Source organism: Streptomyces sp. NPDC048353 (assembly GCF_055587165.1).
This window is the reverse complement of the sequence record NZ_JBVJGU010000003.1, coordinates 728322-754529: the sequence shown is the minus strand read 5'-3', so window position 1 is coordinate 754529 and position 26208 is coordinate 728322. Positions and strand designations below refer to the sequence as shown.

Here is a 26208-nt window from a genome sequence, read left to right as displayed (position 1 = left end):
ACGGTGCGGTCGCTGCCGGCGGAGCTGGTGCTGAGGGCGAGCCGCGACCGCGCGTTGCGGTCGCCGCTGCGGAGGACGGAGCTGGGCTACGGCACGGCCGGCGCGGCGCTGCACGAACTGGCCCTGACGGGGAGGATCACCGTGGCGCCCGACGGGATCCTCGTCTGCCGCGCGGAGCGCTGTCCCGACCGGGCGGTGGACCTGGCGCTGGAGCGCCTGCTGTTCGCGGAGCGCGCCCGCGGCCCCCGGGCCTGGGTGGAACGCCTGGGCGCCGAGCTCCTCGACGTGACCCGCGCCGAGCTGCTGACCCGGGGGCTGCTGGTGCCGGTGCGGCGCCGGATGCTGGGCGTGGTGCCGGTACGGGAGTACCGGCCCGCGGCCGTCCGGGAGCGGGACGAGGGCGCGGCGGCCGAGGGGTCGCGGCGCGAGGCGTGGCGCGACGAGGTCGTCACGGAGCTGCTGCACGCCGTCCGCCACCCCTGCCGGCCCCGCCCCGTCCCCGCGCACACGGGCCCGATCACGGACGCGGTGGCCTCGGCGATGAAGGCGGCGACCTACCGGCTGGCCTTCCCGGGCTGACCTTGCCGGGCCGACCGTGGGCGGGCGCGGCCCGCGCCCGCCCACGGTCGGTCCGCCCGCCTTCGGTCAGCGGGCCGTGGCGGTGATCAGCTCCTCGGCGTGGGTGTTCACCGCCTGCGGGGTGCCCGTCAGGTCGAGGACGAAGAGGGGGACTCCCAGGCCGTCCGCGCGGGCGCGGGCCTCGGGGGTGTAGCCCGCGAGGGAGAAGAAGACGCTGACGGCGGCGTTGCTGAGGCCGTTCAGCCAGAGGCACTCGACGGCGCGGAGCGTGGCCGGCCGGGTGCTCGGGTCGACCTGGGCGACGAGGCCCGGCGCGCGGAGATCGGCGCCGGAGGCGGACCGTTCCTCGGGCTGCACGACGTCCCGGAATCCCAGCCACCGCAGATATCCGGCCGCCGCGGCGACGGCGTCGCGCGCGGTGCGGATCGTGACGGGCCGGAACGCGCCCCTCCCCTCGGCCACGATCGGCACGGACCGACGGCCCCGGCCCTGACCGGTGCTCTCCCACAGGGGCGCTTCCTGCGCCGGCGGCACGGCGGCCCCGTCCCGGCCCTCGCCCCTGCGGTCCGCCGGGGCTCCTCCGCCGAGCAGGACCTCGCCGCCCGCGCCCACCGCGGCGGCCACCCCGCCCCGCCCGGCGTCCGCGGCGCCGCTCGCGCCGTCCCCGTGGCCCGCGGCTTGCCGCTCGGACCCCGCGGCGGCCTCGGGATCGGGCCGCGGACCCGTGGTCCGGGTGTCCGCCGGATCCGGCCCGTCGGCGCCGAAGCCGTGCGCCGCGTCGGGCCCGTCGCCGTGCGAGGGGTGGACCGGGACCCGCAGCACCGTGCCGCAGGTGCAGCCCAGCTCCGGATGGGGCCATTCGTCCTCGCGGCCGCAGGCCCCGCAGCGCACCAGGACCCACTCGTCCGTCCAGTTGCGGTGCGTCACCGGCTCCGCCGTCGCCCCTTCGACGACCGGCGGCACGACCGGAGCACCGCAGGCGCACGGGAAGACCGGTGGCGCGTAACTCTGCGTACGGAGGCATGCCGGGCAACGCACCGGTACCGATTCACCCAGACCCACACCGAACCCCCTGTCGTCCCGACCCCATCGTCCACCAATCCGGCCGCCAAGGGGAGGGAGTTCGGCCATCGTCCCCCGCTGCTCCCTTGACGGCTCTCGGCCCCTCGACCTACATTGCTTCCGTATAGCAGAACATTACTTCCGCAATACGGAAACGAGCTCGTCGAGACGAGGAGCCCGGATCCGCCTGGCCGAAGCAGGAGCCCTCCCATGCCCCGTATGACCGCCGCCGCAGCGGCCGTTGAGATCCTCAAGCGCGAAGGCGTCACCAACGCGTTCGGCGTGCCCGGCGCGGCGATCAACCCCTTCTACCGCGAGCTCAAGAACGTCGGCGGCGTGAGCCACACCCTCGCCCGCCACGTCGAAGGCGCCTCGCACATGGCCGAGGGCTACACCCGCGCCAAGGCCGGCAACATCGGCGTCTGCATCGGTACGTCCGGCCCCGCCGGCACCGACATGATCACCGGTCTGTACTCCGCGATCGCCGACTCGATCCCGATCCTGTGCATCACCGGCCAGGCCCCGGTCTCGAAGCTCCACAAGGAGGACTTCCAGGCCGTCGACATCGCGTCGATCGCCAAGCCGGTCACCAAGGCCGCCACCACGGTCCTGGAGGCCGCCCAGGTCCCCGGCGTCTTCCAGCAGGCCTTCCACCTGATGCGCTCCGGCCGTCCCGGCCCGGTCCTCATCGACCTGCCGATCGACGTCCAGCTGACCGAGATCGAGTTCGACCCGGAGACGTACCAGCCGCTGCCGGTCTACAAGCCGTCCGCGACCCGCGCGCAGGCCGAGAAGGCCCTGGGCTTCCTGCTGGAGTCCGAGCGTCCGCTGATCGTCGCCGGTGGCGGCATCATCAACGCCGACGCCTCCGACCTGCTGGTCGAGTTCGCCGAGCTCACCAACATCCCCGTCATCTCCACCCTCATGGGCTGGGGCACCATCCCGGACGACCACGAGCTGGCCGCCGGCATGGTCGGTGTGCAGACCGCGCACCGCTACGGCAACGCGACGTTCCTCGAGTCGGACTTCGTCCTCGGCATCGGCAACCGCTGGGCCAACCGCCACACCGGTTACAACATGGAGGCCTACACCAAGGGCCGGAAGTTCGTCCACGTCGACATCGAGCCGACCCAGCTCGGCAAGATCTTTGCCCCGGACTTCGGCATCGCCTCCGACGCCAAGGTCGCCCTGGAGCTCTTCGTCGAGATCGCCAAGGAGTGGAAGGCCGCGGGCAAGCTCCCGGACTTCGGTGCCTGGGCCGCCTCCGCGCAGGAGCGCAAGGCGACGCTGCAGCGCCGTACGCACTTCGAGAACGTCCCGATCAAGCCGCAGCGCGTCTACGAGGAGATGAACCGGGCGTTCGGCCCCGACACCCGGTACGTCACCACCATCGGCCTCTCCCAGATCGCCGCCGCGCAGTTCCTGCACGTCTACAGGCCGCGCCACTGGATCAACTGCGGCCAGGCGGGCCCGCTCGGCTGGACCATCCCGGCCGCCATCGGTGCCGCCACCGCGGACCCGGAGACCCCGATCGTCGCCCTCTCCGGCGACTACGACTTCCAGTTCATGATCGAGGAGCTGGCGGTCGCCGCCCAGCACAAGGTCCCCTACGTCCACGTCCTGGTGAACAACGCCTACCTGGGTCTGATCCGTCAGGCGCAGGGCGGTCTCGGCATCAACTTCGAGGTCAACCTCGAGTTCGAGAACATCAACACCCCGGAGCTCGGCGTCTACGGCGTCGACCACGTCAAGGTCGCCGAGGGCCTGGGCGTCAAGGCGATCCGCGTCACCGACCCGGAGAAGCTGGGCGAGGCGTTCGAGCAGGCCAAGAAGCTGGCCGTCGAGCACCAGGTCCCGGTCGTCGTCGAGGCGATCCTGGAGCGCGTCACCAACATCGCGATGAGCAAGACGGTCGACATGAGCGACGTCACCGAGTTCGAGGAGCTCGCGACCGAGCCCGGTCACGCGCCGACCGCGATCAAGGCCCTCCAGGTCTGATCCGCCCCGGCCCCCGCCCCGTCAGCACCGGGGCGGGGGCCACGGCGCGCCCGGAAAGGCCGCCCTACGGAGCCTTCCACGGCCCCGGCCGGCTCCCCGGGGCCCCCGGCAGTACCCGAAGACCGCGCGAGGCGTCTCCACGCCTCACGCGGTCTTCTTCATGCCGCCGTCCACTAGGGCGTGTGTCGAAAGTCCCGTCTGGCCGGGGACGCCTGGCACGCACTCCCCCGTAGCCCTTCGGGCACGGGAGGTGCCCCCACGCTGCGTTGTCGGTCGTCGGCGCAGCCCGCTGCGCTCTCCTTCCTCCGCCTTGCGATCGCACGTACCAGACGCCCCCGGCCCCGCCCTGCGGGCGGACGACGCTACTTCCGACACACGCCCTAGGTCAGCGCGGCGCCTGCGACCTCGCCACGACGCTGTCCTCGCAGGGGCCGTCCGCCAGCAGCTTGACGGCCTCGACCTCGTCCTTGTCCGCGGACAGGCCCCAGCGCAGCTTGGTGCCCACCCACTCGGCGGCGTAACGGCAGTACTGGCCCGTCATCGAAGGGAGCCATTCGGCGGGGTCCCGGCCGGCCTTGTCCTTCTGGCTGCGGGCGGTCACCGCGACGAGCGTGGCGGCCGCCCCCTGGTCGTTGGCGTACTTCTCGCGGCGCGCGGCGGACCAGCCGGACGCGCCCGACTCCCAGGCCTCGCTCAGCGAGACGAGGTGGTCGACGCGGAGCGCGGCGGGGTCCGTGACGCTCTGACCGTCGTAGTACGACGTCCACTTGCCGTCCATGAGCGCGCAGACCACGCCGGTCTTGGGGGCGTCCACGGCCTCTTCCAGGAGCACCTCGCCGCGGGTGTCGCAGCCGTCGGCGGGGTCGAGGCCCTGATTCCAGTGGCGGAACGCGGAGGCGGTGTACCCGGCCGCGTCCTCGGTGGCCACGTCGAGTTCGGCGAGGGCGTCGGGAAGCAGCACGACGCTCGCCGAGAGGGCGGGGGAGGGGGCCGCGAGAGGGGAGAGGATCAGGGCGACCGGGGCGAGTCCGCGCATCAGGTTCTTGATCATGTCGCCGTGGATAGCGGTGGCGGCGGGGGCGCGGGGACGAAACGCGGGTGTGTTCGCCCAAGCGGGTGTGGATCTTCACCGCAGAAACGATGCGCTGACACCACTGCCCCCGTAAGGGTCCGCGCACGTGAAAGAGCGCGGAACCAGGGACCGTAAACCTGGTTCCGCGCTCTCGTGATGCCCGCCCGACGGTGCGAGGCTGGCGCGACAGGACGTTCGCACCGCCGGGCGGAGTCTCGGGGTGTGCCCCCATGGGGGCGTTGGGACCGCGGCGGCGGCGACGGGCGTCGCGGACGGTCCTCTTCCTTCAGGTCAGGAAGAGGGTCCGGACGTCCTTACCACCGCACTGGCTCGCTCGCCGCCGCGGTCCTCACGCTGTCCGTACCGCCGGCCACCCCTCATCCGGGCCGCCGGTCCGGACGGCGTACGGCTTCTGACCTCCCGTCATCCGCCGTACGCGGTCTGGTACCGCGTGGGATCAGTCCTCGCGCAGGGCGCGGACCGCCTCCTCCACGCGCTTGCCGTACTCCGGGTCGGCCGCGGCGAAGTGCGCGATGTTCTTCTCGACGACGTCCTCGCGGGACACCTGGGAGAGACCGCCGGCGATGTTGGCGATCAGGCGGCCCTTCTCGTCCTCGGACATCAGGCGGTAGAGCTCACCGGCCTGGAAGAAGTGGTCGTCCTTGGCGTGCTCGGGCGCCGCGTGGGTGCCGGTCCAGCCGTGGATCGCCAGCGGGGCGGAAGGCACCTCGTCGCTCTGCGAGGGGCCGGAGTACGAGTTGGGCTCGTAGTTCTTGTCGTGGCGCGAACCCTGACGGGTGGCCATGAGGCCGTCGCGGCCGTAGTTGTCCGCCACGGTCGCCTTGGGCGCGTTCACCGGCAGCTGGGTGTGGTTGACACCGAGACGGTAGCGGTGGGCGTCGGCGTAGGCGAAGAGACGGCCCTGGAGCATCTTGTCCGGCGAGGGACCGATGCCCGGCACGAAGTTGTTCGGGGAGAACGCGGCCTGCTCGACCTCGGCGAAGACGTTGTCCGGGTTGCGGTCGAGGACCAGACGGCCCACGCGCTGCAGCGGGTAGTCCGCGTGCGGCCACACCTTGGTGAGGTCGAACGGGTTGAAGCGGTAGTCCGCGGCCTCGGCGGCCGGCATGACCTGGACGTAGAGGGTCCAGGAGGGGTTCACCCCGCGCTCGATGGCCTGGAGCAGGTCCGTCTGGTGCGAGTTGGCGTCCTTGCCGACGACCTCGGCCGCCTGCTCGGCGGAGAGGGAGCGGACGCCCTGGTTCGTCTTGAAGTGGTACTTGACGAAGAAGGCCTCGCCGGCCTCGTTGGTCCACTGGTAGGTGTGGGAGCCGTAGCCGTTCATGTGACGGTACGAGGCGGGGATGCCGCGGTCGCCCATCAGCCAGGTGATCTGGTGCGTCGCCTCGGGGGCGTGCGCCCAGAAGTCCCAGACGTTGTCCGGCTCCTGCTTGCCCGTGAAGGGGTCGCGCTTCTGGGAGTGGATGAAGTCGGGGAACTTGATCGGGTCCTTGATGAAGAACACCGGGGTGTTGTTGCCGACGAGGTCGTAGTTGCCCTCCTCGGTGTAGAACTTCAGCGCGAAGCCGCGCGGGTCCCGGACGGCGTCCGCGCCACCGAGCGAGTCGGCGACGGTCGAGAAGCGGATGAACGTCTCGGTCCGCTTGCCGACCTCGGAGAGGAAGGCGGCCTTCGTGAAGCCGGTGACGTCGTCGGTCACCTCGAAGTGGCCGTACGCGCCGGAGCCGCGGGCGTGGACCACGCGCTCCGGGATGCGCTCACGGTTGAAGCGCGCGAGCTTCTCCAGCAGGTGCTGGTCCTGCAGCAGGATGGGGCCACCGACGCCGGCGGTGGCGGAGTTCTGGTTGTCGGCGACAGGTGCGCCGGACTCGGTCGTAAGCACGCGCTTCGACATCGTGACCTTCCGTACGGGAGCTCTGCAGACGGTGCGAGGAGCGTAAATTCGCCTCGAACATCACGTCAACAGTTTGTTGAAGATGAAGGGAGGTGTTCCGGTCGGCGGCGGCGCCTGGGCGCGACAGGACAGGTGTCAGCGCCACCGCCGACCGGAAATCTGGGTCAGACCTGCTGGCCGGAGAGACGCTCGACGGCGCGGAGCAGGGCCGAGTGGTCCAGGCCGCCGTCACCCTGCGCGCGCAGGGAGGCGACGAGCTGGGCGACGACGGCGCCGACCGGGAGGGCCGCACCGACGTTGCGGGCGGCGTCGGTGACGATGCCCATGTCCTTGTGGTGCAGGTCGATCCGGAAACCGGGCTTGAAGTCGCGGTTCAGGAAGTTGTCCTTCTTGCGGGTCAGGACCGTGGAGCCGGCCAGACCGCCGTTGAGGACGTCCAGGGCGGCCTGGAGGTTCACGCCGGACTTCTCGAGGAAGACGACGGCCTCGGCGCAGGCCTGGATGTTGACCGCGACGATGAGCTGGTTGGCGGCCTTCACCGTCTGGCCGGAGCCGTGCGGACCGCACAGGACGATGGTCTTGCCGAGGGCCTCGAGGACCGGCAGGGCCGCGTCGAAGTCGGCCTGCTCGCCACCCACCATGATCGACAGGACGGCCTCGATGGCGCCGGCCTCGCCGCCGGACACCGGGGCGTCCAGGACGCGGATGCCCTTCTCCGCGGCGTTCTTGGCCAGGTCGACCGAGGTCTGCGGGGTGATCGACGACATGTCGATGATCAGCGCGCCCTGCCTGGCGTTCTCCAGGATGCCCTCGGGGCCGTAGGAGATGGCCTCGACCTGCGGGGAGGCGGGCACCATCGTGACGATCACGTCGGCGTCCTTGACGGCCTCGGCGATCGAGCCGGCGACGGTGCCGCCGGCCGCGGCGAGACGGTCCAGCTTGTCCTGCTCCAGCGTGAAGCCGGTGACGGAGTAGCCCGCCTTGATCAGGTTCTCGGACATGGGCGAGCCCATGATGCCGAGACCGATCCACGCGACCTTGGGGAGATTGCTCATGGTGAGGGTGCCTCTCGAAACTGGTGGTACGGAAGGAGGTCAGCGGGCCGCGCGGGCCTCGGCGGGGAGCCACTCGAAGGACGCTGCGGCGTCGGCGGCCTTGTACTCCAGGCCGACCCAGCCGTCGTAACCGGCCTTCTTGAGCTCGTCCAGCAGCTGCTCCAGCGGCAGCTCGCCGGTGCCCGGCGCGCCACGGCCCGGGTTGTCGGCGATCTGCACATGGCCGGTCTTGTCCGCGTACGCGGCGATGACCTGGCTGACGTCCTCGCCGTTCATCGACAGGTGGTAGATGTCGAGGAGGAACTTGGCGTTGCCGAGTCCGGTGGCGGCGTTGACCTTGTCGACGACCTCGATCGCGGAGGGGGCGCTCACCAGCGGGTAGAGCGGCGACTCCGGCTTGTTCAGGGTCTCGACCAGGAGGATCGCGCCGACCCGGTCGGCCGCGCGGGCGGCCAGGACCAGGTTCTCCAGGGCGAGGGAGTCCTGGATCTGCGGGTCCACGCCCTCGACGCGGTTGCCGTAGAGCGCGTTGAGCGCGGTGCAGCCGACCGAGGCGGCGAAGTCGGCCGCCACGTCGATGTTGGCGCGGAAGCGGTCCGACTCCTCACCGGGTACGGAGAGGGCGCCGCGGTCGGGTCCGGGCAGCTGCCCGGCGTAGAAGTTCAGGCCCACCAGCTGGGTGCCGGCGTCGTCCAGAGCCTTTTTGAGGGCGTCGAGCTCGCTCTGGTCGGGGGTGGCGGTGTCGATCCAGGGCCACCACAGCTCGACCGCGGTGAAGCCCGCCGCGGCGGCGGCCGCGGGGCGCTCCAGAAGCGGGAGTTCCGTGAAGAGGATCGACAGGTTCACATCGAAGCGCTGGTCCGTGTATCCCATGAGGGGCGGCGCTCCTTCCGTATTGCGGAAGTAAGTTTCTGTCTGACGGAATGTTGCACGGAGGGGTGCGGGGGTGTCAAGGGGGCACCCGCGCAGGTCGGCCCCGCGCGGGGTCCCGGCTGATCGTCGAAGCCCGTGGCCGCCTTCTCCGCGGACCGGCCTCCCGGGCGGGTTCCGCGCCCAGTAGCGTGGGGCCATGGTGCGTTTGAAAGTGGAGTTCACGACCGAGCCGTTCGACCTCGACGAGGCACCGGCCCACGCGGTCGTGGCGCGCGAGGTCATCCAGGCGGCCGAACTGGACGCGGTGGACGTCGGCCCGTTCGGCAACACGGCGGAAGGCGCCGCCGACGAGGTGCTGACCGCCGTCGACGCCTTGCTGCGCAGGTCCCTGGCGGCCGGCGCGACCCGCGTCTCCCTCCAGGTCAACGTGATCGGGGAGGACGAGAAGTGACCGAGCACCCCCTGGTAGCCGCGGTGAAACCGCTCGTCGACGCCATGGGCGCCGAGATACTCGGCCCGGAGCAGGCCGAACCGGACGACGTCGTGCTCGCCTGGGAGGGCGAGGACGTGCTCGCCGTACGCCTGCCGCAGCTGTCCGACTCGCTCGACCACATCCTGGCCGCCATGGAGCGCCGGCACGGGATGCCATTGGCCGAGCTGGACCGCAAGGCCAAGCAGGAGGCCGTCCGGATGCTGGAGGCACGCGGTGCCTTTTCCGTACGCCACGGGGTGGAGACGGTGGCCGGGGCGCTCGGTGTCAGCCGGTTCACCGTGTACAACTATCTGAACAGGGAAACCGCCCTGAACAGGCAAAAGACCGCCCAGGCCGACTAGGGCGCGTTCCGATAGGCCCGTCCGGCCGGGGTGTCCCCGGCCGTGCCCGGTGCAAGCCGCCGTCCGGATGTCGGGACGGCGGCTTTTGTGTGGCCGAGTTTTCAACAAAGTGTTGACGGGATGTTGCGCCAGGGCGTTAGCTATCCGCAGCCCGTCCGACGCACAGTGAAAAACAGCCACGGAGGCTTCCCGTGACTTCAGGTACGACTCCGGGCCTCGCCCGGTTCAACACCTCGGCGGACAGCGACGCTGTCGCCGCGCTCCACGAGGTGTGCTCCAGCTCGGCGTGGGGGAGCAAGCTCGTCGCCCAGCGCCCGTACGCCACCGTCGAAGCCCTCTTCCTCGCCAGCGACGCCGCCATGGCCGAACTGACCGCCGAGGATCTGGCCGAGGCGATGGCGGGCCACCCGCCGATCGGTCGTCCGAAGGCCGGGGACCCGACCTCCTCCCGCGAGCAGAGCGGGATGGCCGGGGCCTCCGAGGAGCTCAAGGCGGAGATGCTCGAACTCAACCTGGCCTACCAGGACAAGTTCGGTCATGTCTTCCTCATCTGCGCCACCGGCAAGACCGGCGAGCAGATGCGGGACGCGGTCCGCGAGCGGATCGAGCACGCGCCCGAGGAGGAGCGGGAGATCGTCCGCACCGAACTGGGCAAGATCAACCGTATCCGCCTGACCCGTCTCGTAGAGGAAGAGAGCGCCGCATGAGCACCGACACCACCGCCTCGGTGTCCACCCACATCCTGGACACCAGCGTCGGCCGCCCCGCCGAGGGCGTGGCCATCACGCTCGCGGCCCGCAGCGGCTTCGACGCACCGTGGGTGGCGCTCGGCGGCTCGGCCACCGACGCGGACGGGCGTTGCAAGGACCTGCCGGCGCTGCCGGAGGGAACGACCCATGTACGTCTCGACTTCGAGACCGAGGCGTACTTCTCCAAGAAGCAAGCCGAGGCGCAGCAGGACGCCCCCCGCGTAAGGGACAGCGGTGCGTTCTTCCCGGAAGTGACCATCACCTTCGCGGTGAATCCGGGCGAGCACTATCACGTACCGCTGCTGCTCAACCCGTTCGGCTACTCCGTTTACCGAGGGAGCTAGCAGACATGCCCACGATTCTCGGCCAGAACCAGTACGGCAAAGCAGAGAACCGCGTCGTCAAGATCACGCGGGACGGCGAGACGCACCACATCAAGGACCTGAACGTCTCCGTCGCCCTCTCCGGCGACCTCGACGACGTCCACCTCACCGGCTCCAACGCCCACTGCCTGCCCACCGACACGACGAAGAACACCGTCTACGCCTTCGCCAAGGAGTACGGGATCGAGTCGGCCGAGCAGTTCGGCATCCACCTGGCGCGTCACTTCGTGACCAGCCAGGAGCCGATCCGCCAGGCCCGGATCCGGATCGAGGAGTACTCCTGGGAGCGGATCGCGACCTCGGACGCCAACTCCAAGTTCATCGGCGCCGACGAGGTCAACCACTCCTTCGCCCGCAAGGGCCAGGAGACCCGCGTCACCCAGATCACCTACGACGGCGAGAAGTGGGAGGTCATCTCCGGCCTCAAGGACCTCATCGTCATGAACTCCACCAACTCGGAGTTCTGGGGCTACATCAAGGACAAGTACACGACGCTCCAGGAGGCGTACGACCGCATCCTGGCCACGCAGGTCTCCGGTCGCTGGCGGTTCAACTGGACCGACGACGACCAGCGGATGCCCAACTGGGAGAAGTCCTACGAGCAGACGCGCAAGCACATGCTCCAGGCCTTCGCCGAGACGTACTCGTACTCGCTCCAGCAGACGCTGTACCAGATGGCCACCCGGATCATCAACCACCGTTCGGAGATCGACGAGGTTCGCTTCTCGCTCCCGAACAAGCACCACTTCCTGGTGGACCTGGAGCCCTTCGGGCTCAAGAACGACAACGAGGTCTACTTCGCCGCCGACCGCCCGTACGGCCTCATCGAGGCCACCGTGCTGCGTGACGGAGCCACGGCGCAGATCCCGGTCGACATGACCAACCTCTAAGCGGCACGCGTGGCCGCCCCCGCCGCCCGCAGGAGGGCGGGGGCCGCCACCACCGGAGGGACAAACCATGGCACAGCCCGCAGTCGGGCCGGCAACCGCCGAAGGCCCGTGTACCACCCCGCCGGCCACCTCGGCCGAGGTCCACCCGGTGGACGAGAAGCTCCCCGCCTCGCGACTCGTTCCCGCCGCGCTCCAGCACATCGCCGCGATGTACGCGGGCGTCGTCACCCCTCCGCTGATCATCGGCCAGGCGGTCGGCCTGGACGCCGCCGGGATGACCCGTCTCATCGCCGCCAGCCTGCTCATCGCCGGATTCGCCACCATCCTGCAGACCATCGGCGCCGGCCGCTTCGCCGGAAACCGGCTCCCGTTCGTCAACGCCGCCTCCTCCGCGGGCATCGCCCCCATGCTGGCGATCGCCGAGACCAGCGCCCCCGGACACCAACTCCCCGCCATCTACGGCGCGGTGATGGTCGCCGGAGTCTTCTGCCTCGCCGTCGGCCCCTTCTTCGGCCGGCTGCTCCGCTTCTTCCCGCCGCTCGTCACCGGCGTCGTGATCACCCTCATCGGGGTCACCCTGATGCCCGTCCCGGTGAGCTGGGCCCAGGGCGGCGACCCGACCGCGGGCGACTTCGGCGCGATGAAGTACCTCGCGCTCGCCGCCTTCACGCTCGTCGTCATCCTGCTCTTCCAGCGCTTCGGCAAGGGATTCGTCAAGCAGATCGCCCTGCTGCTCGGCCTGTTCATCGGAACCCTCGCCGCGATCCCCTTCGGGATGGCCGACTTCGGCGCCCTGCGCGAGGCGCCCGTCGCCGCGCTGCCCAGCCCCTTCGCCTTCGGCGCCCCCGAGTTCCAGCCCGCCGCGATCCTCTCCCTGTGCATCGTGATGCTCGTCCTCATGACCGAGTCCAGCGCCGGCATGCTCGCCCTCGGCGAGATCTGCGACCGCAGGAGCGACGGCCGGACGATCACCCGCGGGCTGCGGACCGACGGCATCGCCACGCTGCTCGGCCCCGTCTTCGGCGGCTTCCCCACCTCGGCCTTCGCCCAGAACGTCGGCGTCGTCTCGCTGACCCGGGTCCGCTCCCGCTACGTCGTCGCGGTCGCCGGCTGCGCCCTGCTCGTCCTCGGCGCCTTCCCGGTCCTCGGCGCGGTCGTCTCCATGGTCCCGATGCCCGTCCTCGGCGGCGCCGGCATCGTCCTCTTCGGCTCGATCGCCGTCTCCGGCATCCGTACCCTCTCCGAAGCGGGCCTCGACGACAGCTCCAACATCATCCTGGTGGCCGTCGCCCTCGGGGCGGGCATCATCCCGCTCGCCGCCCCCACCTTCTACGCCGGCTTCCCGGCGTGGGCCCAGACCGTCCTCGGCTCCGGCATCAGTGCCGGCGCGCTCGTCGCGGTCACGCTCAACCTGTTTTTCCACCACCTCGGCACCCGGAGCCGTCACACGGCCCCGGCACTCAAATCCTCCTAGGGTCCTGCCGTGCCCGCCCCCTACGACTCCGTCGTGGTGGGACCCCCAACCAAAGAGGAATGAAGGAACCACCGCCATGGCAGCACCTTCGGCAGCCCAGCGCATCGTCATCGAGAACTGTGCGATCGCGACCGTAGACGCCAACGACACCGAGTACGCCTCCGGTCACCTCGTCGTCGCCGACAACAAGATCGAGTCCATCGGAGCCGGCAAGGCGCCCGAGGGCCTGGAGAACGTGGTCCGCAGGATCGACGCCACCGGACACCTGGTGACGCCCGGTCTGATCAACACGCACCACCACTTCTACCAGTGGATCACCCGGGGCCTGGCCACCGACCACAACCTCTTCAACTGGCTGGTCGCGCTCTACCCGACCTGGTCGCGCATCGACGAGTCGATGGTGCGCGTCGCCGCCCAGGGCTCGCTGGCGATGATGGCCCGCGGTGGTGTCACCACCGCCATGGACCACCACTACGTCTACCCGAAGAACTCCGGCGACCTGTCCGGCGCCATCATCGGCGCCGCCTCCGACATGGGCGTGCGCTTCACCCTCGCCCGCGGCTCCATGGACATGAGCGAGAAGGACGGCTTCCTCCCGCCGGACTTCGCCGTCGAGACGACCGAGGGCGCGCTCGCCGCGACCGAGGAGACGGTACGGAAGTTCCACGACGCCTCCTTCGACTCGATGACCCAGGTCGCCGTCGCCCCCTGCTCGCCGTTCTCCATCTCCACCCAGCTGCTCAAGCAGGGCGCCGAGCTGGCCCGCCGCCTCGGTGTGCGCATGCACACGCACGGCTCGGAGACCGTGGAGGAGGAGAAGTTCTGCCACGAGCTCTTCGGCATGGGCCCGACCGACTACTTCGAGTCGACCGGCTTCCTCGGCGAGGACGTGTGGATGGCCCACTGCGTCCACATGAACGACTCCGACATCGAGGCCTTCGCCCGTACGAAGACCGGTGTCGCCCACTGCCCCTCCTCCAACGCACGCCTGGCCGCCGGCATCGCCCGCGTCCCGGACATGCTGAAGGCGGGCGTCCCGGTCGGCCTCGGCGTCGACGGCACCGCCTCCAATGAGTCGGGCGAGCTCCACACCGAGCTGCGCAACGCGCTCCTCGTCAACCGGCTCGGCGCCCACCGCGAGGCCGCCCTCAACGCCCGCCAGGCCCTCCGCCTCGGTACGTACGGCGGCGCGCAGGTCCTCGGCCGCGCCGACTCGATCGGCTCGCTGGAGGCCGGCAAGCTCGCCGACTTCGTCCTGTGGAAGATCGACGGCCTCGGCCACTCCTCGATCGCCGACCCGGTGACCGCGATCGTCTTCGGCGCCGCCGCGCCGGTGACGGCCTCCTTCGTCAACGGCAAGCAGATCGTCGAGAACAACCGCCTGCTGTTCGCGGACGAGGAGTCCATCGCCCGCGACGCGCGCGCGGAGGCGCAGCGCCTGGCCCGCATCACGGCCCAGGGCTGACCCTCCCCAAGGAGTCCGACCGAGGGGGACGGCCCTCGGTCGGTCGCCACGGACCCGAGCGGGGCCCGTGGCCGGCCGGACGGGGGGTGCCCGTACGAAAAGAGGTACGGCACCCCCCGGACGGTCGACATCGTGTCCACCCCTCCCCGGGCACACCGAGCGCGGCGCCCCCAGGCCGACGCGAGCACACGTCCTCATGAGCCGCACTTCGTGAGGCGCCTTCACCGCACGACTGCACCACCTCCCTGACATCCGCGTCACCGCCGACGTGTAACCGACCGGAGGAACCGCCGTGGCCACCAAGCCCAGGTTTCGCAATGATGCACAAGACGCAGGCGCCGATACCGAGACCCGGAGCAAGCATCCGGTCGACGAGACGCTGCCGCCCCTGAAGATGTTCACCAGCGGTCTGCAGCACGTGGCCGCCATGTACGCGGGTGTGGTGGCCCCGCCACTGATCGTCGGAGCGGCCGTCGGCCTCTCCGGCACCGAGCTGACCTTCCTCACCGGAGCCAGCCTCTTCACCGCCGGACTCGCGACCTTCCTCCAGACCCTCGGCGTCTGGAAGATCGGCGCCCGGCTGCCGTTCGTCAACGGCGTCACCTTCGCCGGTGTCGCCCCGATGCTCGCGATCGTCGACACCACCGACGACAAGGCCGACGCACTGCCGCTGATCTTCGGCGCGATCATCGTCGCCGGCGTCCTCGGCTTCATCGCCGCGCCCTACTTCTCCAAGCTCGTCCGCTTCTTCCCGCCCGTCGTCACCGGCACCGTGATCACCCTCATCGGTGTCTCGCTGCTCCCGGTCGCGTTCGGCTGGGCGCAGGGACCCGATCCCGGTGCGAAGGACTACGGCTCCACGACCTACCTCACCCTCGCCGCGATCACGCTGGCGGTGGTCCTGGTCCTGCGCCGGTTCACCCGCGGCTTCCTCAAGCAGATCGCCGTCCTCGTCGGTCTGGTCATCGGCACCCTGATAGCCATCCCCTTCGGGGTCACCGACTTCAGCCCGGTGACGGAGGCCGACATCGTCGGCTTCCCCTCGCCGTTCCACTTCGGCGCACCGCAGTTCGCCCTCGCGGCGATCATCTCGATGTGCGTGGTCATGCTGGTGTCGATGACCGAGTCGACCGCCGACATGCTGGCGCTCGGCGAGATCGTCGACCGGCCCGCGGACGAGAAGACCATCGCGGCAGGACTGCGCGCCGACACCCTCGGCTCGGCGCTCAGCCCGCTCTTCAACGGCTTCATGTGCAGCGCCTTCGCCCAGAACATCGGCCTGGTCGCGATGACGAAGATCCGGAGCCGGTTCGTGGTCGCCTGCGGCGGCGGATTCCTCGTCCTGATGGGCCTGTCGCCGGTGATGGCCTCGCTGATCTCGGTCGTCCCGCGGCCGGTCCTCGGCGGCGCCGGAGTCGTCCTCTTCGGCTCGGTCGCGGCCAGCGGCATCCAGACGCTGGTCAAGGCCGGTCTGGAGAAGGACAACAACGTGCTGATCGTGGCGGTCTCGCTGGCCGTCGGCATCATCCCGATCACCGAGCCGGAGTTCTACCACGCCTTCCCGGAGACCGCGAAGATCATCCTGGACTCCGGCATCTCGACCGGCTGCGTCGCCGCCGTCCTGCTGAACCTGGTCTTCAACCACCTGGGCAGGCGCGGCGACGAGGACACGGTCACCGCGCCGATGGAACCGGGCGAGGAGATCTCCGAGACCCGGGGCGCCAAGGCGGTACACGTCCACTGAGCCCTCCTCCGCCGTCCGCCGAGCCGGTCCCCGCGTACGACGCGGGGGCCGGCCGCGGGCGTTCGGTGGTGCTGGTCAACCCGAACACCTCCGCCGCCACGACGGCGATGATGACGGCGATCGCCCGGCGGACCCTGGGCCCGGCCGTACGCGGGGTGACGGCGAGGCACGGCCCTCCGATGCTCACCGATCCGGCCGCGCTGCGGGCCGCCGTGCCCGAGGTCGTCGCGGCCGGCCGCCGCGCCCTGGCCGCCGGCGACTGCGCGGCCCTGATCGTGGCGGCCTTCGGCGACCCCGGCCTGGACGCGCTGCGGGCCGTGGCGGGGGAGGTCCCGGTCGTCGGCATCGGCGAGGCGTCCCTGCGGGAGGCCTCCGCCGGCGGCACCCGTTTCGGCATCGCGACGACGACCCCGCGCCTTGCGGTCTCCCTCGCGGACGGGGTCGCCGCGCTCGGCCTGACCGGCCTCTTCACCGGCGTCCGCCTGACCGACGGGGACCCCGCGACCCTGTCGGCCGACCCGGACGCGCTCCTGGAGGGCCTGGCGCGCGCGGTCCGGGAGTGCGTCGCCCGCGACGGCGCCGAGGCGGTCGTCATCGGCGGCGGCCCCCTCGCCGCCGCGACCGAGACCCTCGCCCCCCACAGCCCCGTCCCCCTGATCGCCCCGGTCCGGGCGGCCTGCCGAAGGGTGCGCCGGCTGCTGACCGGATGACACGCTCCGGGGCCCCGGCAGCCACCGGCGCGGGGCGGCGCACAGCATGGCCGCCCGGGGAGAGGCGTCCGGCGGTGGGCCGGTCGGCGAAGGCCCCGACGCCCTCTCCCGGGTGGGTCCCGCGGCGAGGCGGCCGACGAAGGGCCGGTCGGCGAAGGCCCCGAAGCCCTCCCACACCGGTCCCGCGGCGAGGCGTCCGACCGTGGGCCCGTCGGCGAAGGCCCCGAAGCCCTCCCACACCGGTCCCGTGGCGAGGCGTCCGACCGTGGGCCCGTCGGCGAAGGCCCCGACGCCTCTCCCGGGCCGGTCCCGTCGCTGCCCCGCCGCCCCCCTACGCCGCCCCCTCCGGGCGCCAGGCCGGGTCGCGGCCGCTCAGGCCGATCACCCGGTCGAGGAGGGGCGCCTCCGGGGGGACCGGGACGACCGGGCCGAAGAAGCCGTCGTCGGCCGGGGCGTCCGCCTCGGGGGTCAGCAGCTCCTCGGAGACGGCCAGGTCCTCCTCTCCCGGGGCGTAGGCCTGGTGCGTCGCGCGCGCCAGGTCCCAGCCGTGGATGACCAGTTCGTTGAGCGCGATGCGGCCCATGACGGCGGCCGGCAGCTCGACGCCGCCCGCCTCGGTGTCCCCCTCCCACGCCCCCGGCTCGCGCCAGGCCGCGGCCAGCTCCTCCAGGGCCTTCGGCAGCTCCGACCGCCAGCCCTCCGACAGGACCGGCCGCACCGAACCGGGCGGGGTGCCCGTCGTCGGGCCGAGGTCCTTGCGGGCCGCGTCCCGGAAGGCCACGCTCAGCGAGGCGAGGTGCGCCAGGATCTCCCGTACCGCGTACTCCGGACACGGCGTCGGATCACCCAGCCGCCGGTCGTCGATGTCCTCGGCGAGCCGCGCCACGCGCGCGGCGGCCGCTCCCAGATCGATCTGCGTCGACTTCTCCATGCAGGGCAGACCGCCGCGAGCCCCGGAACTCATCGCTCCGCCCCGATCCGCCGTCGGCACTCCCACTCCAGCGCGGGATAGGCCGCCGCGATCGCCTCGTACAGACGCAGCCGCAGCAGCCGTTCGGCCTCGGCCCGCCCGGTCGCGCCGTACAGCCCGTCGAGCAGCGCGTCGTACCGCGCCAGCGCGTGGCGCAGATAGCTCACCTGCCACCGCACCAGCGCCCCGGCGGCCGCCTCGCCCGGCCCGCGGGCCCCGAGCAGATGGCGGTGGCGGACCGCCCGGCGCTCCAGCTCCGAGGCGGCCAGGCGCGGCACCTCGATCGGCTCCGCGCGGATCGCCGCCAGCACCGCCCGCCGCCGGCGCTCCGCCCCCTCCTCGGTCGCGGACGGGCACCGCCCCGCCGCTGCCGCGCACCGGACGAACTCGGGGGTGCGCGCCACCGCCTGCACCCGGGCCAGGAGGAAGAGCCGGACCGGCGCAAGCGACCAGCGGCGCGGGTCGCGCCCCTGCACGTCCGGCTCGCCGAGCAGGCGGCTCACCATCGCGTCGGTCCAGCCCCGCTCGCGCAGTCCGGCGAGCGTCACATAGGTCGTACGGTCCGTCATGGTCCCCCCTCAGGACAGTCACGGAGAGTGACGAATCCAGTGAAGCGCACCCCACTGACAACGACCGCCCGCCGCCCCCTTGCCGCATCCCTCGTCCAGGTGCCATAAAGGTCTGGACCAAGGTCTGGACCATGTCGACGGACGGAGGCATTTCCGTGCAACGCCCGCCCGCCACCACCCCGTGGGCCCTCGCCCTCGCCGCACTCCTGACCGCCGCGCCGGTCCTCGCCGGCTGCTCCGCGGGCCCGCCCGAGGACACCGCCGCCCCAGCCGCCCCCACCGGCGTCACGGCCGCCTCCGGCAGCGCCCGCACCGTCCACGTCATGTGGAACGCCGCCGCCGACGACCGCGCCGTCACCGGCTACGAGGTCTACCAGCAGGGCCGCAAGGTCAGGGACCTGCCCGCCACGACCCTCATGACCGACGTCCTCGGCCTCACCCCCGCCACCCCCTATTCCTTCACCGTCCGCGCCCGCGACGCCGCGGGGAACCGCTCGCCGCACAGCGCCGCCGTGCCCGCCACCACCCTCGCCGCGACGGCCGAGGACCGCACGCCCCCCACCACCCCCGGCGCCCTGCGCGCCGCCCCCGACGGCGCCCGCGCGGCCACCCTGACCTGGAAACCCTCCCGGGACGACACCCGGGTCACGGCCTACGACGTCTACCAGGCGGACGCCCGGGTCCACACCGTCCCCGGAACCGCCACCACCGCCCGGGTCACCGGCCTGCGCCCCGGCACGATCTACTCCTTCACCGTCCGCGCCCGCGACGCCGCCGAGAACTCCTCGCCGGACAGCGCCCCCGCCGACCTGACCACCGCCCGGGCCGCCGGCGCCCCCGGCGGCACCGCTCCCACGGACCTCACCGTCACGGCCTCCCCGGGCTCGATCACCCTGACCTGGGCCCCGCCCCGCGCCGACGCCCCCATCACGTCCCACCAGCTGTACCTGAACGAGAAGTTCGCCACCACCATCGTCTGGGGCGCCGCACCACCCCCCGGCCGCGCCACCTACACCTTCACCGTCCCCGACCCCCCGGGCACCCGCTTCAGCGTCAAACTCCGCGCCCGCCTCCCCGACGGCACCTGGGGTGACTTCTCCGCCCAGCGGACCGTTGTCGTCCCATGACGGCGCCGTCCCGCGCGTCGGCGTCCGGCCCCCGCCGGAACTACCCTGGGAAAGGTGGCTGGCACCGTGCTCACCAACACCGGGCTCGACGCGTTCCTCGACGGAACCCCGGAGACCCGTGACCCCTCGTACGCCCGCGCCGCCGACGCCGTCCTCGGGCTGCTGTCGCTGAGAGGCGCCGACCGGCGGACCGGGCTCCCCGAGCCGACCGTGGGGCTGGTGCGGCACCTCCTCGTGGAGGACGCGCCCGCGTTCGTCTACGCCACGCCCGAGGAGCTCGCCGCCTACCCCGCCGTCCTCGCCGCCCTCACCGAGCGCGTCCGGCGGGCCGGCCGGCTCAACGCCAAGCGCCAGGCCCGGATCCTCGCCGCGATCGACGAGACGGTGCCCGACTTCGAGCGGGCCATGAACGACCCCGGGAACCTCACCTGGCAGCGCTGGTACGCCTCCCTGCTGCGCGCCGACGGCACGGACCCCTCCGACGCCGACGCCGTACGGAGCTGGCTCGCCGCCCACCGGGGCGGCACGCCCCCGGACGGACTGCACCGCGCCGACCTGATGAACCGCACTGTCCTCGCCGACATGGTGCTCGCCGAAGTGCTCACCGGCGCCTACGTCCGGGACACCGAGACGCCGTCACCCGCCGGGCCGCTGCTCTCCGACGCGGACGTCTCCCACGGCGTGAGCCGGGTCGGCGGCCTCCTGATCGACCGCTGGACCGCCGAAGGGCTCGCCGAAGCCCTCGCGGGACCGTACGCCCACCTGGCCCCCGGGCCCGACGCCTTCCCGCACCTCGCCCTCGCCGACACCCTCCTCGACGAACACCTCGACTACTACGGCGACTCCTGGACCCCGCTGCCGCCCCCGCCCGTGGAGGCCGACGACCCCGAGCCCTCCGTCGAGGCCGCCGCGGACCGGCTCGCCGCGACCGTCGAGGAGATGAAGGCCGAGGACGGCGGCCTGTTCGACGGCGAGGCCACGCACCTGCTCTACGCCCTCTACCAGCGCGGCTCCTGCGCCGAATCCGTAGCCCGCCGGGCCGCCGAGTTCGAGGACTGGCCGGTCGACCCGCGCCAAGAGGACGCCCCCGTCCTCGTCCCGGCGGAAGCGCCCGACACCTACGAACTCCCCTCCGCCGAGGAGCTGTCCCGGCTGTGCGGCACCGCCGTCTCGGTGACCGAGGCCGACCGGGCCGGCCTCGAAGCGGCGGCGAAGGCCATGGCGGCGACCGTCGACCGGCTCGCGGCCGGCGGCACGGTCTTCCGTACCGGCGACGCCTTCGGACTCACCGCCCACGGCATCGAGGTGGTCCGCTACCTCCTGCGCGCCGGACACGTGGCCGCCCCCGACGCCGCCGAGGCGGCCGCCTGGGACGCCCCCGCCGTGGTCGCCGCCGCCGAGGGCTGGTCCGCCTCGGCCGCCGCGCGCGTGCTGGCCGACTGGCTCCACGCGCGCGGGGACACCGCCGCGGCCTGGTCGGAGCTGCTGGCGGCGCTCGGCACCGTCAACGCCGGCACCTGGGAGGCCGCCGACACCCGCGCCCTCTTCGGCTTCCTGGACACCGGCGCCATCCCCGCCGAGGCCCTACGCGGCGTCCTCGACGACCCTGCCATGGGCGCGTACGCCTACGAGGTGCTGCACGCCCGCGGCGAGCCCGCCGACGAGGCCCGCGTGCCCCGCTCCGCCCAGGCCGTCCTGCTCCTGGACCGGCTCCGCGGACCCGACGCGCGCACGCTCCTCGACGCGGCCGCCGCCGACTGGCCGGGAGGCGGCACCGCCCTGGTACGGGAGATGGCGGCGGCCGACCCCCACCGCGCCGAGCGGGTCCTGCCCACCCTCGGCATCGACGTCCCGGCGCCGTCCAAGGGACGGGCACGCCGCCGCCGGGGCCGCCGCCGCGTGCGCTGAGCCCGCACCGGCCCCTCCCGCCCCCGTCGGACACCGGACACCGGGCACCGGGCAGGAAAACGGCTCCGCCCCCGGTGCTGTGCGTACACCAGGGGCGGAGCCGGTTCAGGGTGCTGTTCGGCCGCTGTGCGGTCAGCCGATCAGCTGGTCGTACGCCGGAAGCGTCAGGAAGTCGGCGTAGTCGGCGTCGAGCGAGACGTGCAGCAGCAGGTCGTGGGCCTGCTGCCACCGGCCGGCCGCGAAGGCCTCCTCGCCGATCTCCGCGCGGATGGCGGCCAGTTCGGCCGCCGCCACCTCGCGGGCCAGCTCGGGAGTGGCCGCCACCGCCTTGCCGTCGTGCTCGAAGACGACACCGGCGTTGATCCACTGCCAGATCTGCGAACGCGAGATCTCGGCGGTGGCCGCGTCCTCCATCAGGTTGAAGATGGCGACGGCACCGAGGCCGCGCAGCCACGCCTCGATGTACCGGATGCCGACCTGGACGGCGTTGCGCAGACCCTCGTAGGTGGGCCGGGCGTCGAGCGAGTCGATGGCGATGAGGTCGCCGGGCGCCACGGAGACGTCCTCGCGCAGGCGCTCCTTCTGGTTCGGCTTGTCGCCGAGGACCGCGTCGAAGGAGGCCATCGCGATCGGCACCAGGTCCGGGTGGGCGACCCACGAGCCGTCGAAGCCGTCGCCGGCCTCGCGGTCCTTGTCGGCCTTGACCTTCTCGAAGGCGACCTTGTTGACCTCGGCGTCACGGCGCGAGGGGATGAAGGCCGCCATGCCGCCGATCGCGTGCGCGCCGCGCTTGTGGCAGGTGCGGACGAGCAGTTCGGTGTACGCGCGCATGAACGGGGCCGTCATCGTGACCGCGTTGCGGTCCGGCAGGACGAACTTGGCGCCGCCGTCACGGAAGTTCTTGACGATGGAGAAGAGGTAGTCCCAGCGGCCGGCGTTGAGGCCCGCCGCGTGGTCGCGGAGCTCGTAGAGGATCTCCTCCATCTCGTACGCGGCCGTGATCGTCTCGATGAGGACGGTGGCGCGCACGGTGCCCTGCGGGATGCCCACGTAGTCCTGGGCGAAGACGAAGATGTCGTTCCAGAGGCGGGCCTCCAGGTGCGACTCCGTCTTCGGCAGGTAGAAGTACGGGCCCTTGCCCAGCTCGATGAGGCGCTTGGCGTTGTGGAAGAAGTACAGGCCGAAGTCGACCAGCGCGCCGGGGACCGGGCGGCCGTCGACGGTCAGGTGACGCTCCTCCAGGTGCCAGCCGCGCGGCCGCATCACGACCGTCGCCAGCTCGTCGGCCGGCTTGAGCGCGTACGACTTGCCCGACTTCGGGTCCGTGAAGTCGATGTTCCGGGTGTACGCGTCGATCAGGTTGACCTGACCGAGGACCACGTTCTCCCAGGTGGGGGCCGAGGCGTCCTCGAAGTCCGCCAGCCACACCCGCGCGCCCGAGTTCAGCGCGTTGATCGTCATCTTGCGGTCGGTCGGACCGGTGATCTCGACCCGGCGGTCGTTCAGGGCGGCCGGGGCCGGCGCGACCCTCCAGGACGCGTCGGCGCGGATGGCCGCGGTCTCCGGGAGGAAGTCGAGGGTGGAGGTGCGGGCGATCTCGGCGCGGCGCTCCGCCCGGCGGGAGAGGAGCTCGTCCCGGCGGGGGGTGAACCGCCGGTGCAGCTCCGCCACGAAGGCGAGGGCCGCGTCGGTGAGCACCTCCTCCTGCCTCGGCAGGGGCTCGGCTTCGACGACGGCCAGAGCGGACGGCGCTGGTGCGGACATGAACTGTCACTTCCTTCAGCGGGCTTCACGAGCGGTGCCTTGTGGCCGCCGGGCGTCACGGTCGGCACGGAGTGCCGCAGGCGCCGAGATACGGCCACGAGCGCCGTCAGAGGTTTCAGGCGCTTCTGAACAGTGGATATTAGTTTCCTCATAGTGGAAGTTCAAGGTGTGTCGATGTCGAGATTCTCCGGATCGACACAACGTGGCGCTCAGTGCCACCCCCTTCACTCCTGGTGTGTCCGCTCCGGCCGGGTTCATTCCAGATGTGCCAGGTCCGCCTCCGTGTCGATGTCGTAGGGCTCGGCCACATCCGAACAGTCCACCAGGGTGATCGCATCCCGGTGCGCCTGCAGATAGTGGCGCGCCCCCTGGTCCCCGGTCGCCCCCGCCGCGATCTCCGCCCACCGGTCCGCGCCGAACAGCACCGGATGGCCGCGCTTCCCGTCGTACGAGGCGGCGGCGAGCGCCGCCCGGGAGGCGTAGGCCGACCGGACCCGCGCCACCGCCTCGGCCCCGATCCCCGGCTGGTCCACCAGGGAGACCAGCGCCGCGTCCACCGGCAGCGCCGCCGCCGCCAGCGAGGCCAGGCCCACCCGCAGCGACGAGCCCATGCCCTCGGCCCACTCCGGGTTGTCCACCAGCACGCACCCCGGCAGCCGGGCCCGCTCCCGCACGGCCCCGGCCGAGGCGCCCAGCACCACATGGACGACCTCGCAGCCGCCCTCGCGGAGCACCCGCACCGCGTGCTCGACCAGGGGCCGGCCGCGGTGGGACAGCAGCGCCTTCGGGCGGCCGCCGAGCCGCCGCCCGCCGCCCGCGGCGAGCAGCAGCCCGGCCACCACCGGCGCGGAGGAGGCGTCCGGGGGAGGGGCGGAGGACGGGGCGGACGGAGAGGAGGAAGGGGGCGTGTGCGTCATGAGGACTGCATACCTCATCCCCACGGGGGACACCGAAGCCCGAATTACGTCCACGGAGTGGCGCGCCGGGCGGACGATGGCGTTAACTGACCCGCGACTCACGGCGCCTGACGGCCGTTCGACGGCCCGCCAGGAGCGTGGAGATCGGCGCACAGAGTCGTGCGAGGGGGAGAAACTTGTTGCGTAGCGTGGGGCAGAGGCGTGTGACAACAGGCGGCGACGAGGACCCGAGGGTGGCGGAGCTGCGCGCCGCCGTCTCGCGGCTCCGTCGTGAACTCGCCAATCATCGGGTGGAGTTCGCCGACCGGGGCATCGCCGAGGACGAACTGGCCTCCCTGGACGCCATGGCCGCGGGCGGCCTCCCCGAGGTACGCCGCCTGCGCCGCTCCCTGCTGCTCATCGCCGGCTCGATCGGCTCCGTCAGCGCCCTCGGGGACGGCCTCTCCGGGGTCCGCAAGGCCGTGGAGATGTTCGGCGAACCGCCACGCGACCTGCCACGCGACCTGCCCTGACCCAGGCGGTACGGAGCCCGTCGCGACCCGGACGGGAAACGCGGCGCGCCGGCGTGGCGCCGTCGCCGCGGCCACCGCTCGGGCCCGGCGGGTCCGGTCCGTACCGGCCCCCGGCCGGACCCGCGCGCGGCTTGCGGGGCGGCGGGCGTCGGGTCATAGTCCGAGGTATGGACGCGCGCGAGACGGCGCTCCGCCAGGCCCACGCCCATGCCGTCCGCTGGCTGGCCGGCCTGTCCGACCGCCCGGTCCCCGCCCGCGCCTCGGTCGACGAGATCGTGCGCGCGCTCGGCCCCGCGCTGCCCGACCGCCCCACCCCGCCCGCCGACGTCGTCGACCTGCTCGCCACGGCCTGCGAACCCGGGCTCACCGCGTTCCCCAGCGGCCGCTTCTACGGCTTCGTCGTCGGCGGCGGCGAACCGGCCGCCCTGGCCGCGGACTGGCTGGTCAGCGCCTGGGACCAGAACTGCGTCATGCGCGCCGTCACACCCGCCTACGCGGCGGCCGAGGAGATCGCCGGCGACTGGCTGCTCGATCTGCTCCGACTGCCCGTCGGCAGCTCCGTCGGCTTCACCACCGGCGCCACCATGGCGAACTTCACCGCCCTCGCCGCCGGGCGCGACGAGGTCCTGCGGCGCGCCGGCCGGGACGCCGCCCGCGACGGGCTCGCGGGCGGTCCCGCCGTACGCGTCCTCGTCGGCGAGGCCCGGCACATGGCCGTCGACCTGGCGCTGCGCTACCTCGGCCTCGGGCAGCCCGAGACGGTGCCGGCCGACGCGCAGGGACGCGTGCGGCCCGAGGCCCTGCGGCGCGCCCTGGCGGCCGGCGAACAGGCGCCCACGCTGGTGGTCCTCCAGGCCGGGGACATCCACTCCGGCGCCTTCGACCCCTTCCCCGACGCGATCCGCGCCGCCCGCGAGGCCGGGGCATGGGTTCACGTCGACGGGGCCTTCGGCCTGTGGGCGGCAGCCTCGCCGCGGTACGCCGCGCTGACCGAGGGCTGCGAGGACGCCGACTCCTGGGCGACCGACGCCCACAAGACCCTCAACGTCCCCTACGACTGCGGTCTCGCGATCGTGCGCGACCCGTCCGCGCTCCGGGCGGCGATGGGCCGGCACGGCGACTATCTCATCCACGACGCGCTCGGCGACCCCATCGACAAGGTCCCCGAGCTGTCCCGGCGGGGCCGGGCCTTCCCCGTATGGGCCGCGCTCCGCTCCCTGGGCCGGTCGGGCGTCGCCGACCTCGTCGACCGGCTGTGTCGGCACGCCGCGGCGTTCGCCACGGGCATCGCCGGCATCGACGGCGTCACCGTCCGCAACGACGTGGTCTTCACCCAGGTCTGCGCCGACTTCGGCGACGACGCGCGCACGGACCGGGTCCTGGCCCGCCTGCTCGCCGACGGCACGACCTGGATCAGCGGCTCCACCTGGCACGGCCGCCGGGTGATGCGCATCTCGGTCAGCAACTGGTCCACGACCGACGACGACGTGGCGCGGGCCCTCGCCGCGATCCGCCGCGCCGCCGCGGAACCCTGAGACGCGCCGCCGTCACCCCGACCGACAGCGCCACCGCCCGCGCCGATGCCCCGGCCCGCGCCCGCCCGCGTCCAGGCCCGCCCCCCCGCCCTGCCGCCCGGAG

Annotated in this window: 24 protein-coding genes; 15 read left to right on the top strand and 9 right to left on the bottom strand. The window is 72.4% G+C overall.

What is annotated here, in order from left to right; genetic code table 11:
• The first annotated feature begins 3 nt into the window (after nucleotides 1-3).
• Complete coding sequence (locus ACZ6RC_RS13675; protein ID WP_469582136.1) at nucleotides 4-579, top strand: GOLPH3/VPS74 family protein; 576 nt, start codon at nucleotides 4-6, stop codon at nucleotides 577-579.
• Between the two features lie 66 nt (nucleotides 580-645).
• On the opposite strand, the gene ACZ6RC_RS13670 is transcribed toward ACZ6RC_RS13675, so the two are convergent.
• Nucleotides 646-1542, bottom strand: coding sequence for a hypothetical protein (locus ACZ6RC_RS13670; protein WP_469582133.1), 897 nt, complete (start codon nucleotides 1540-1542; stop codon nucleotides 646-648).
• A 318-nt stretch (nucleotides 1543-1860) separates the two neighbouring features.
• Here ACZ6RC_RS13670 and gcl point away from each other — a divergent pair, with 318 nt between their 5' ends.
• Entirely contained in the window at nucleotides 1861-3639 is a 1779-nt protein-coding gene (gcl, locus tag ACZ6RC_RS13665; protein ID WP_391142243.1) for a glyoxylate carboligase, read from the top strand.
• A 385-nt stretch (nucleotides 3640-4024) separates the two neighbouring features.
• On the opposite strand, the gene ACZ6RC_RS13660 is transcribed toward gcl, so the two are convergent.
• From ACZ6RC_RS13660 to ACZ6RC_RS13645, 4 genes are all read right to left on the bottom strand, one after another.
• A complete protein-coding gene (locus ACZ6RC_RS13660; RefSeq protein ID WP_469582129.1) occupies nucleotides 4025-4690 on the bottom strand; it encodes an HNH endonuclease in 666 nt (221 codons plus the stop codon).
• 478 nt (nucleotides 4691-5168) lie between these two features.
• Complete coding sequence (locus ACZ6RC_RS13655) at nucleotides 5169-6626, bottom strand: catalase (protein ID WP_391135794.1); 1458 nt, start codon at nucleotides 6624-6626, stop codon at nucleotides 5169-5171.
• 164 nt (nucleotides 6627-6790) lie between these two features.
• Nucleotides 6791-7681 (bottom strand): 2-hydroxy-3-oxopropionate reductase, encoded by an 891-nt coding sequence (locus tag ACZ6RC_RS13650; RefSeq protein WP_391135791.1) that lies wholly within the window; start codon nucleotides 7679-7681, stop codon nucleotides 6791-6793.
• A 39-nt stretch (nucleotides 7682-7720) separates the two neighbouring features.
• A complete protein-coding gene (locus ACZ6RC_RS13645) occupies nucleotides 7721-8554 on the bottom strand; it encodes a TIM barrel protein (protein WP_391135788.1) in 834 nt (277 codons plus the stop codon).
• Between the two features lie 199 nt (nucleotides 8555-8753).
• On the opposite strand from ACZ6RC_RS13645, the gene ACZ6RC_RS13640 reads away from it, so the two are divergent.
• From ACZ6RC_RS13640 to ACZ6RC_RS13600, 9 genes are all read left to right on the top strand, one after another.
• Nucleotides 8754-9005: a thiamine-binding protein gene (locus ACZ6RC_RS13640; protein ID WP_391135981.1), complete on the top strand. Its 252-nt coding sequence runs from the start codon at nucleotides 8754-8756 to the stop codon at nucleotides 9003-9005.
• Between the two features lie 44 nt (nucleotides 9006-9049).
• Nucleotides 9050-9388, top strand: a complete 339-nt coding sequence (locus ACZ6RC_RS13635; RefSeq protein ID WP_391135978.1) for a helix-turn-helix domain-containing protein — start codon at nucleotides 9050-9052, stop codon at nucleotides 9386-9388.
• 191 nt (nucleotides 9389-9579) lie between these two features.
• Entirely contained in the window at nucleotides 9580-10095 is a 516-nt protein-coding gene (uraD, locus tag ACZ6RC_RS13630; protein WP_453611782.1) for a 2-oxo-4-hydroxy-4-carboxy-5-ureidoimidazoline decarboxylase, read from the top strand.
• Nucleotides 10092-10481 carry a hydroxyisourate hydrolase gene (uraH, locus tag ACZ6RC_RS13625; protein WP_453611779.1) on the top strand — a complete coding sequence of 130 codons (390 nt, stop codon included), beginning with the start codon at nucleotides 10092-10094 and terminating at the stop codon, nucleotides 10479-10481. The genes uraD and uraH overlap by 4 nt, the downstream gene beginning before the upstream one ends.
• 5 nt (nucleotides 10482-10486) lie before the next feature.
• Nucleotides 10487-11410 carry a factor-independent urate hydroxylase gene (pucL, locus tag ACZ6RC_RS13620; protein WP_391135778.1) on the top strand — a complete coding sequence of 308 codons (924 nt, stop codon included), beginning with the start codon at nucleotides 10487-10489 and terminating at the stop codon, nucleotides 11408-11410.
• Nucleotides 11411-11477: 67 nt separating this feature from the next.
• Nucleotides 11478-12884 carry a nucleobase:cation symporter-2 family protein gene (locus ACZ6RC_RS13615; RefSeq protein WP_469582119.1) on the top strand — a complete coding sequence of 469 codons (1407 nt, stop codon included), beginning with the start codon at nucleotides 11478-11480 and terminating at the stop codon, nucleotides 12882-12884.
• A 76-nt stretch (nucleotides 12885-12960) separates the two neighbouring features.
• A complete protein-coding gene (locus ACZ6RC_RS13610) occupies nucleotides 12961-14349 on the top strand; it encodes an 8-oxoguanine deaminase (protein WP_391135772.1) in 1389 nt (462 codons plus the stop codon).
• A gap of 292 nt (nucleotides 14350-14641) precedes the next feature.
• A complete protein-coding gene (locus ACZ6RC_RS13605; protein ID WP_453611773.1) occupies nucleotides 14642-16093 on the top strand; it encodes a nucleobase:cation symporter-2 family protein in 1452 nt (483 codons plus the stop codon).
• A 68-nt stretch (nucleotides 16094-16161) separates the two neighbouring features.
• Complete coding sequence (locus ACZ6RC_RS13600; protein WP_469582113.1) at nucleotides 16162-16803, top strand: aspartate/glutamate racemase family protein; 642 nt, start codon at nucleotides 16162-16164, stop codon at nucleotides 16801-16803.
• Between the two features lie 331 nt (nucleotides 16804-17134).
• On the opposite strand, the gene ACZ6RC_RS13595 is transcribed toward ACZ6RC_RS13600, so the two are convergent.
• Complete coding sequence (locus ACZ6RC_RS13595; protein ID WP_391135764.1) at nucleotides 17135-17767, bottom strand: TIGR03086 family metal-binding protein; 633 nt, start codon at nucleotides 17765-17767, stop codon at nucleotides 17135-17137.
• On the bottom strand, nucleotides 17764-18342 hold the full coding sequence (locus ACZ6RC_RS13590) for a hypothetical protein (RefSeq protein ID WP_469582109.1): 579 nt from the start codon (nucleotides 18340-18342) through the stop codon (nucleotides 17764-17766). The genes ACZ6RC_RS13595 and ACZ6RC_RS13590 overlap by 4 nt, the downstream gene beginning before the upstream one ends.
• Before the next feature lie 155 nt (nucleotides 18343-18497).
• On the opposite strand from ACZ6RC_RS13590, the gene ACZ6RC_RS13585 reads away from it, so the two are divergent.
• Nucleotides 18498-19469: a fibronectin type III domain-containing protein gene (locus ACZ6RC_RS13585; RefSeq protein WP_469582104.1), complete on the top strand. Its 972-nt coding sequence runs from the start codon at nucleotides 18498-18500 to the stop codon at nucleotides 19467-19469.
• 54 nt (nucleotides 19470-19523) lie between these two features.
• Complete coding sequence (locus ACZ6RC_RS13580; RefSeq protein WP_469582102.1) at nucleotides 19524-21377, top strand: hypothetical protein; 1854 nt, start codon at nucleotides 19524-19526, stop codon at nucleotides 21375-21377.
• A 132-nt stretch (nucleotides 21378-21509) separates the two neighbouring features.
• On the opposite strand, the gene aceB is transcribed toward ACZ6RC_RS13580, so the two are convergent.
• Nucleotides 21510-23141, bottom strand: coding sequence for a malate synthase A (gene aceB / locus ACZ6RC_RS13575; RefSeq protein ID WP_391135751.1), 1632 nt, complete (start codon nucleotides 23139-23141; stop codon nucleotides 21510-21512).
• Nucleotides 23142-23395: 254 nt separating this feature from the next.
• Nucleotides 23396-24058, bottom strand: coding sequence for a nucleotidyltransferase family protein (locus ACZ6RC_RS13570; protein ID WP_453611762.1), 663 nt, complete (start codon nucleotides 24056-24058; stop codon nucleotides 23396-23398).
• 176 nt (nucleotides 24059-24234) lie between these two features.
• Here ACZ6RC_RS13570 and ACZ6RC_RS13565 point away from each other — a divergent pair, with 176 nt between their 5' ends.
• Together ACZ6RC_RS13565 and ACZ6RC_RS13560 are read left to right on the top strand one after the other, a co-directional pair.
• The gene (locus tag ACZ6RC_RS13565) at nucleotides 24235-24570 is read left to right on the top strand and encodes a DUF5955 family protein (protein WP_469582098.1); all 336 of its coding nucleotides are present in this window, start codon (nucleotides 24235-24237) and stop codon (nucleotides 24568-24570) included.
• A gap of 167 nt (nucleotides 24571-24737) precedes the next feature.
• Entirely contained in the window at nucleotides 24738-26105 is a 1368-nt protein-coding gene (locus tag ACZ6RC_RS13560) for a pyridoxal phosphate-dependent decarboxylase family protein (protein ID WP_469582095.1), read from the top strand.
• Nucleotides 26106-26208 lie beyond the last annotated feature (103 nt).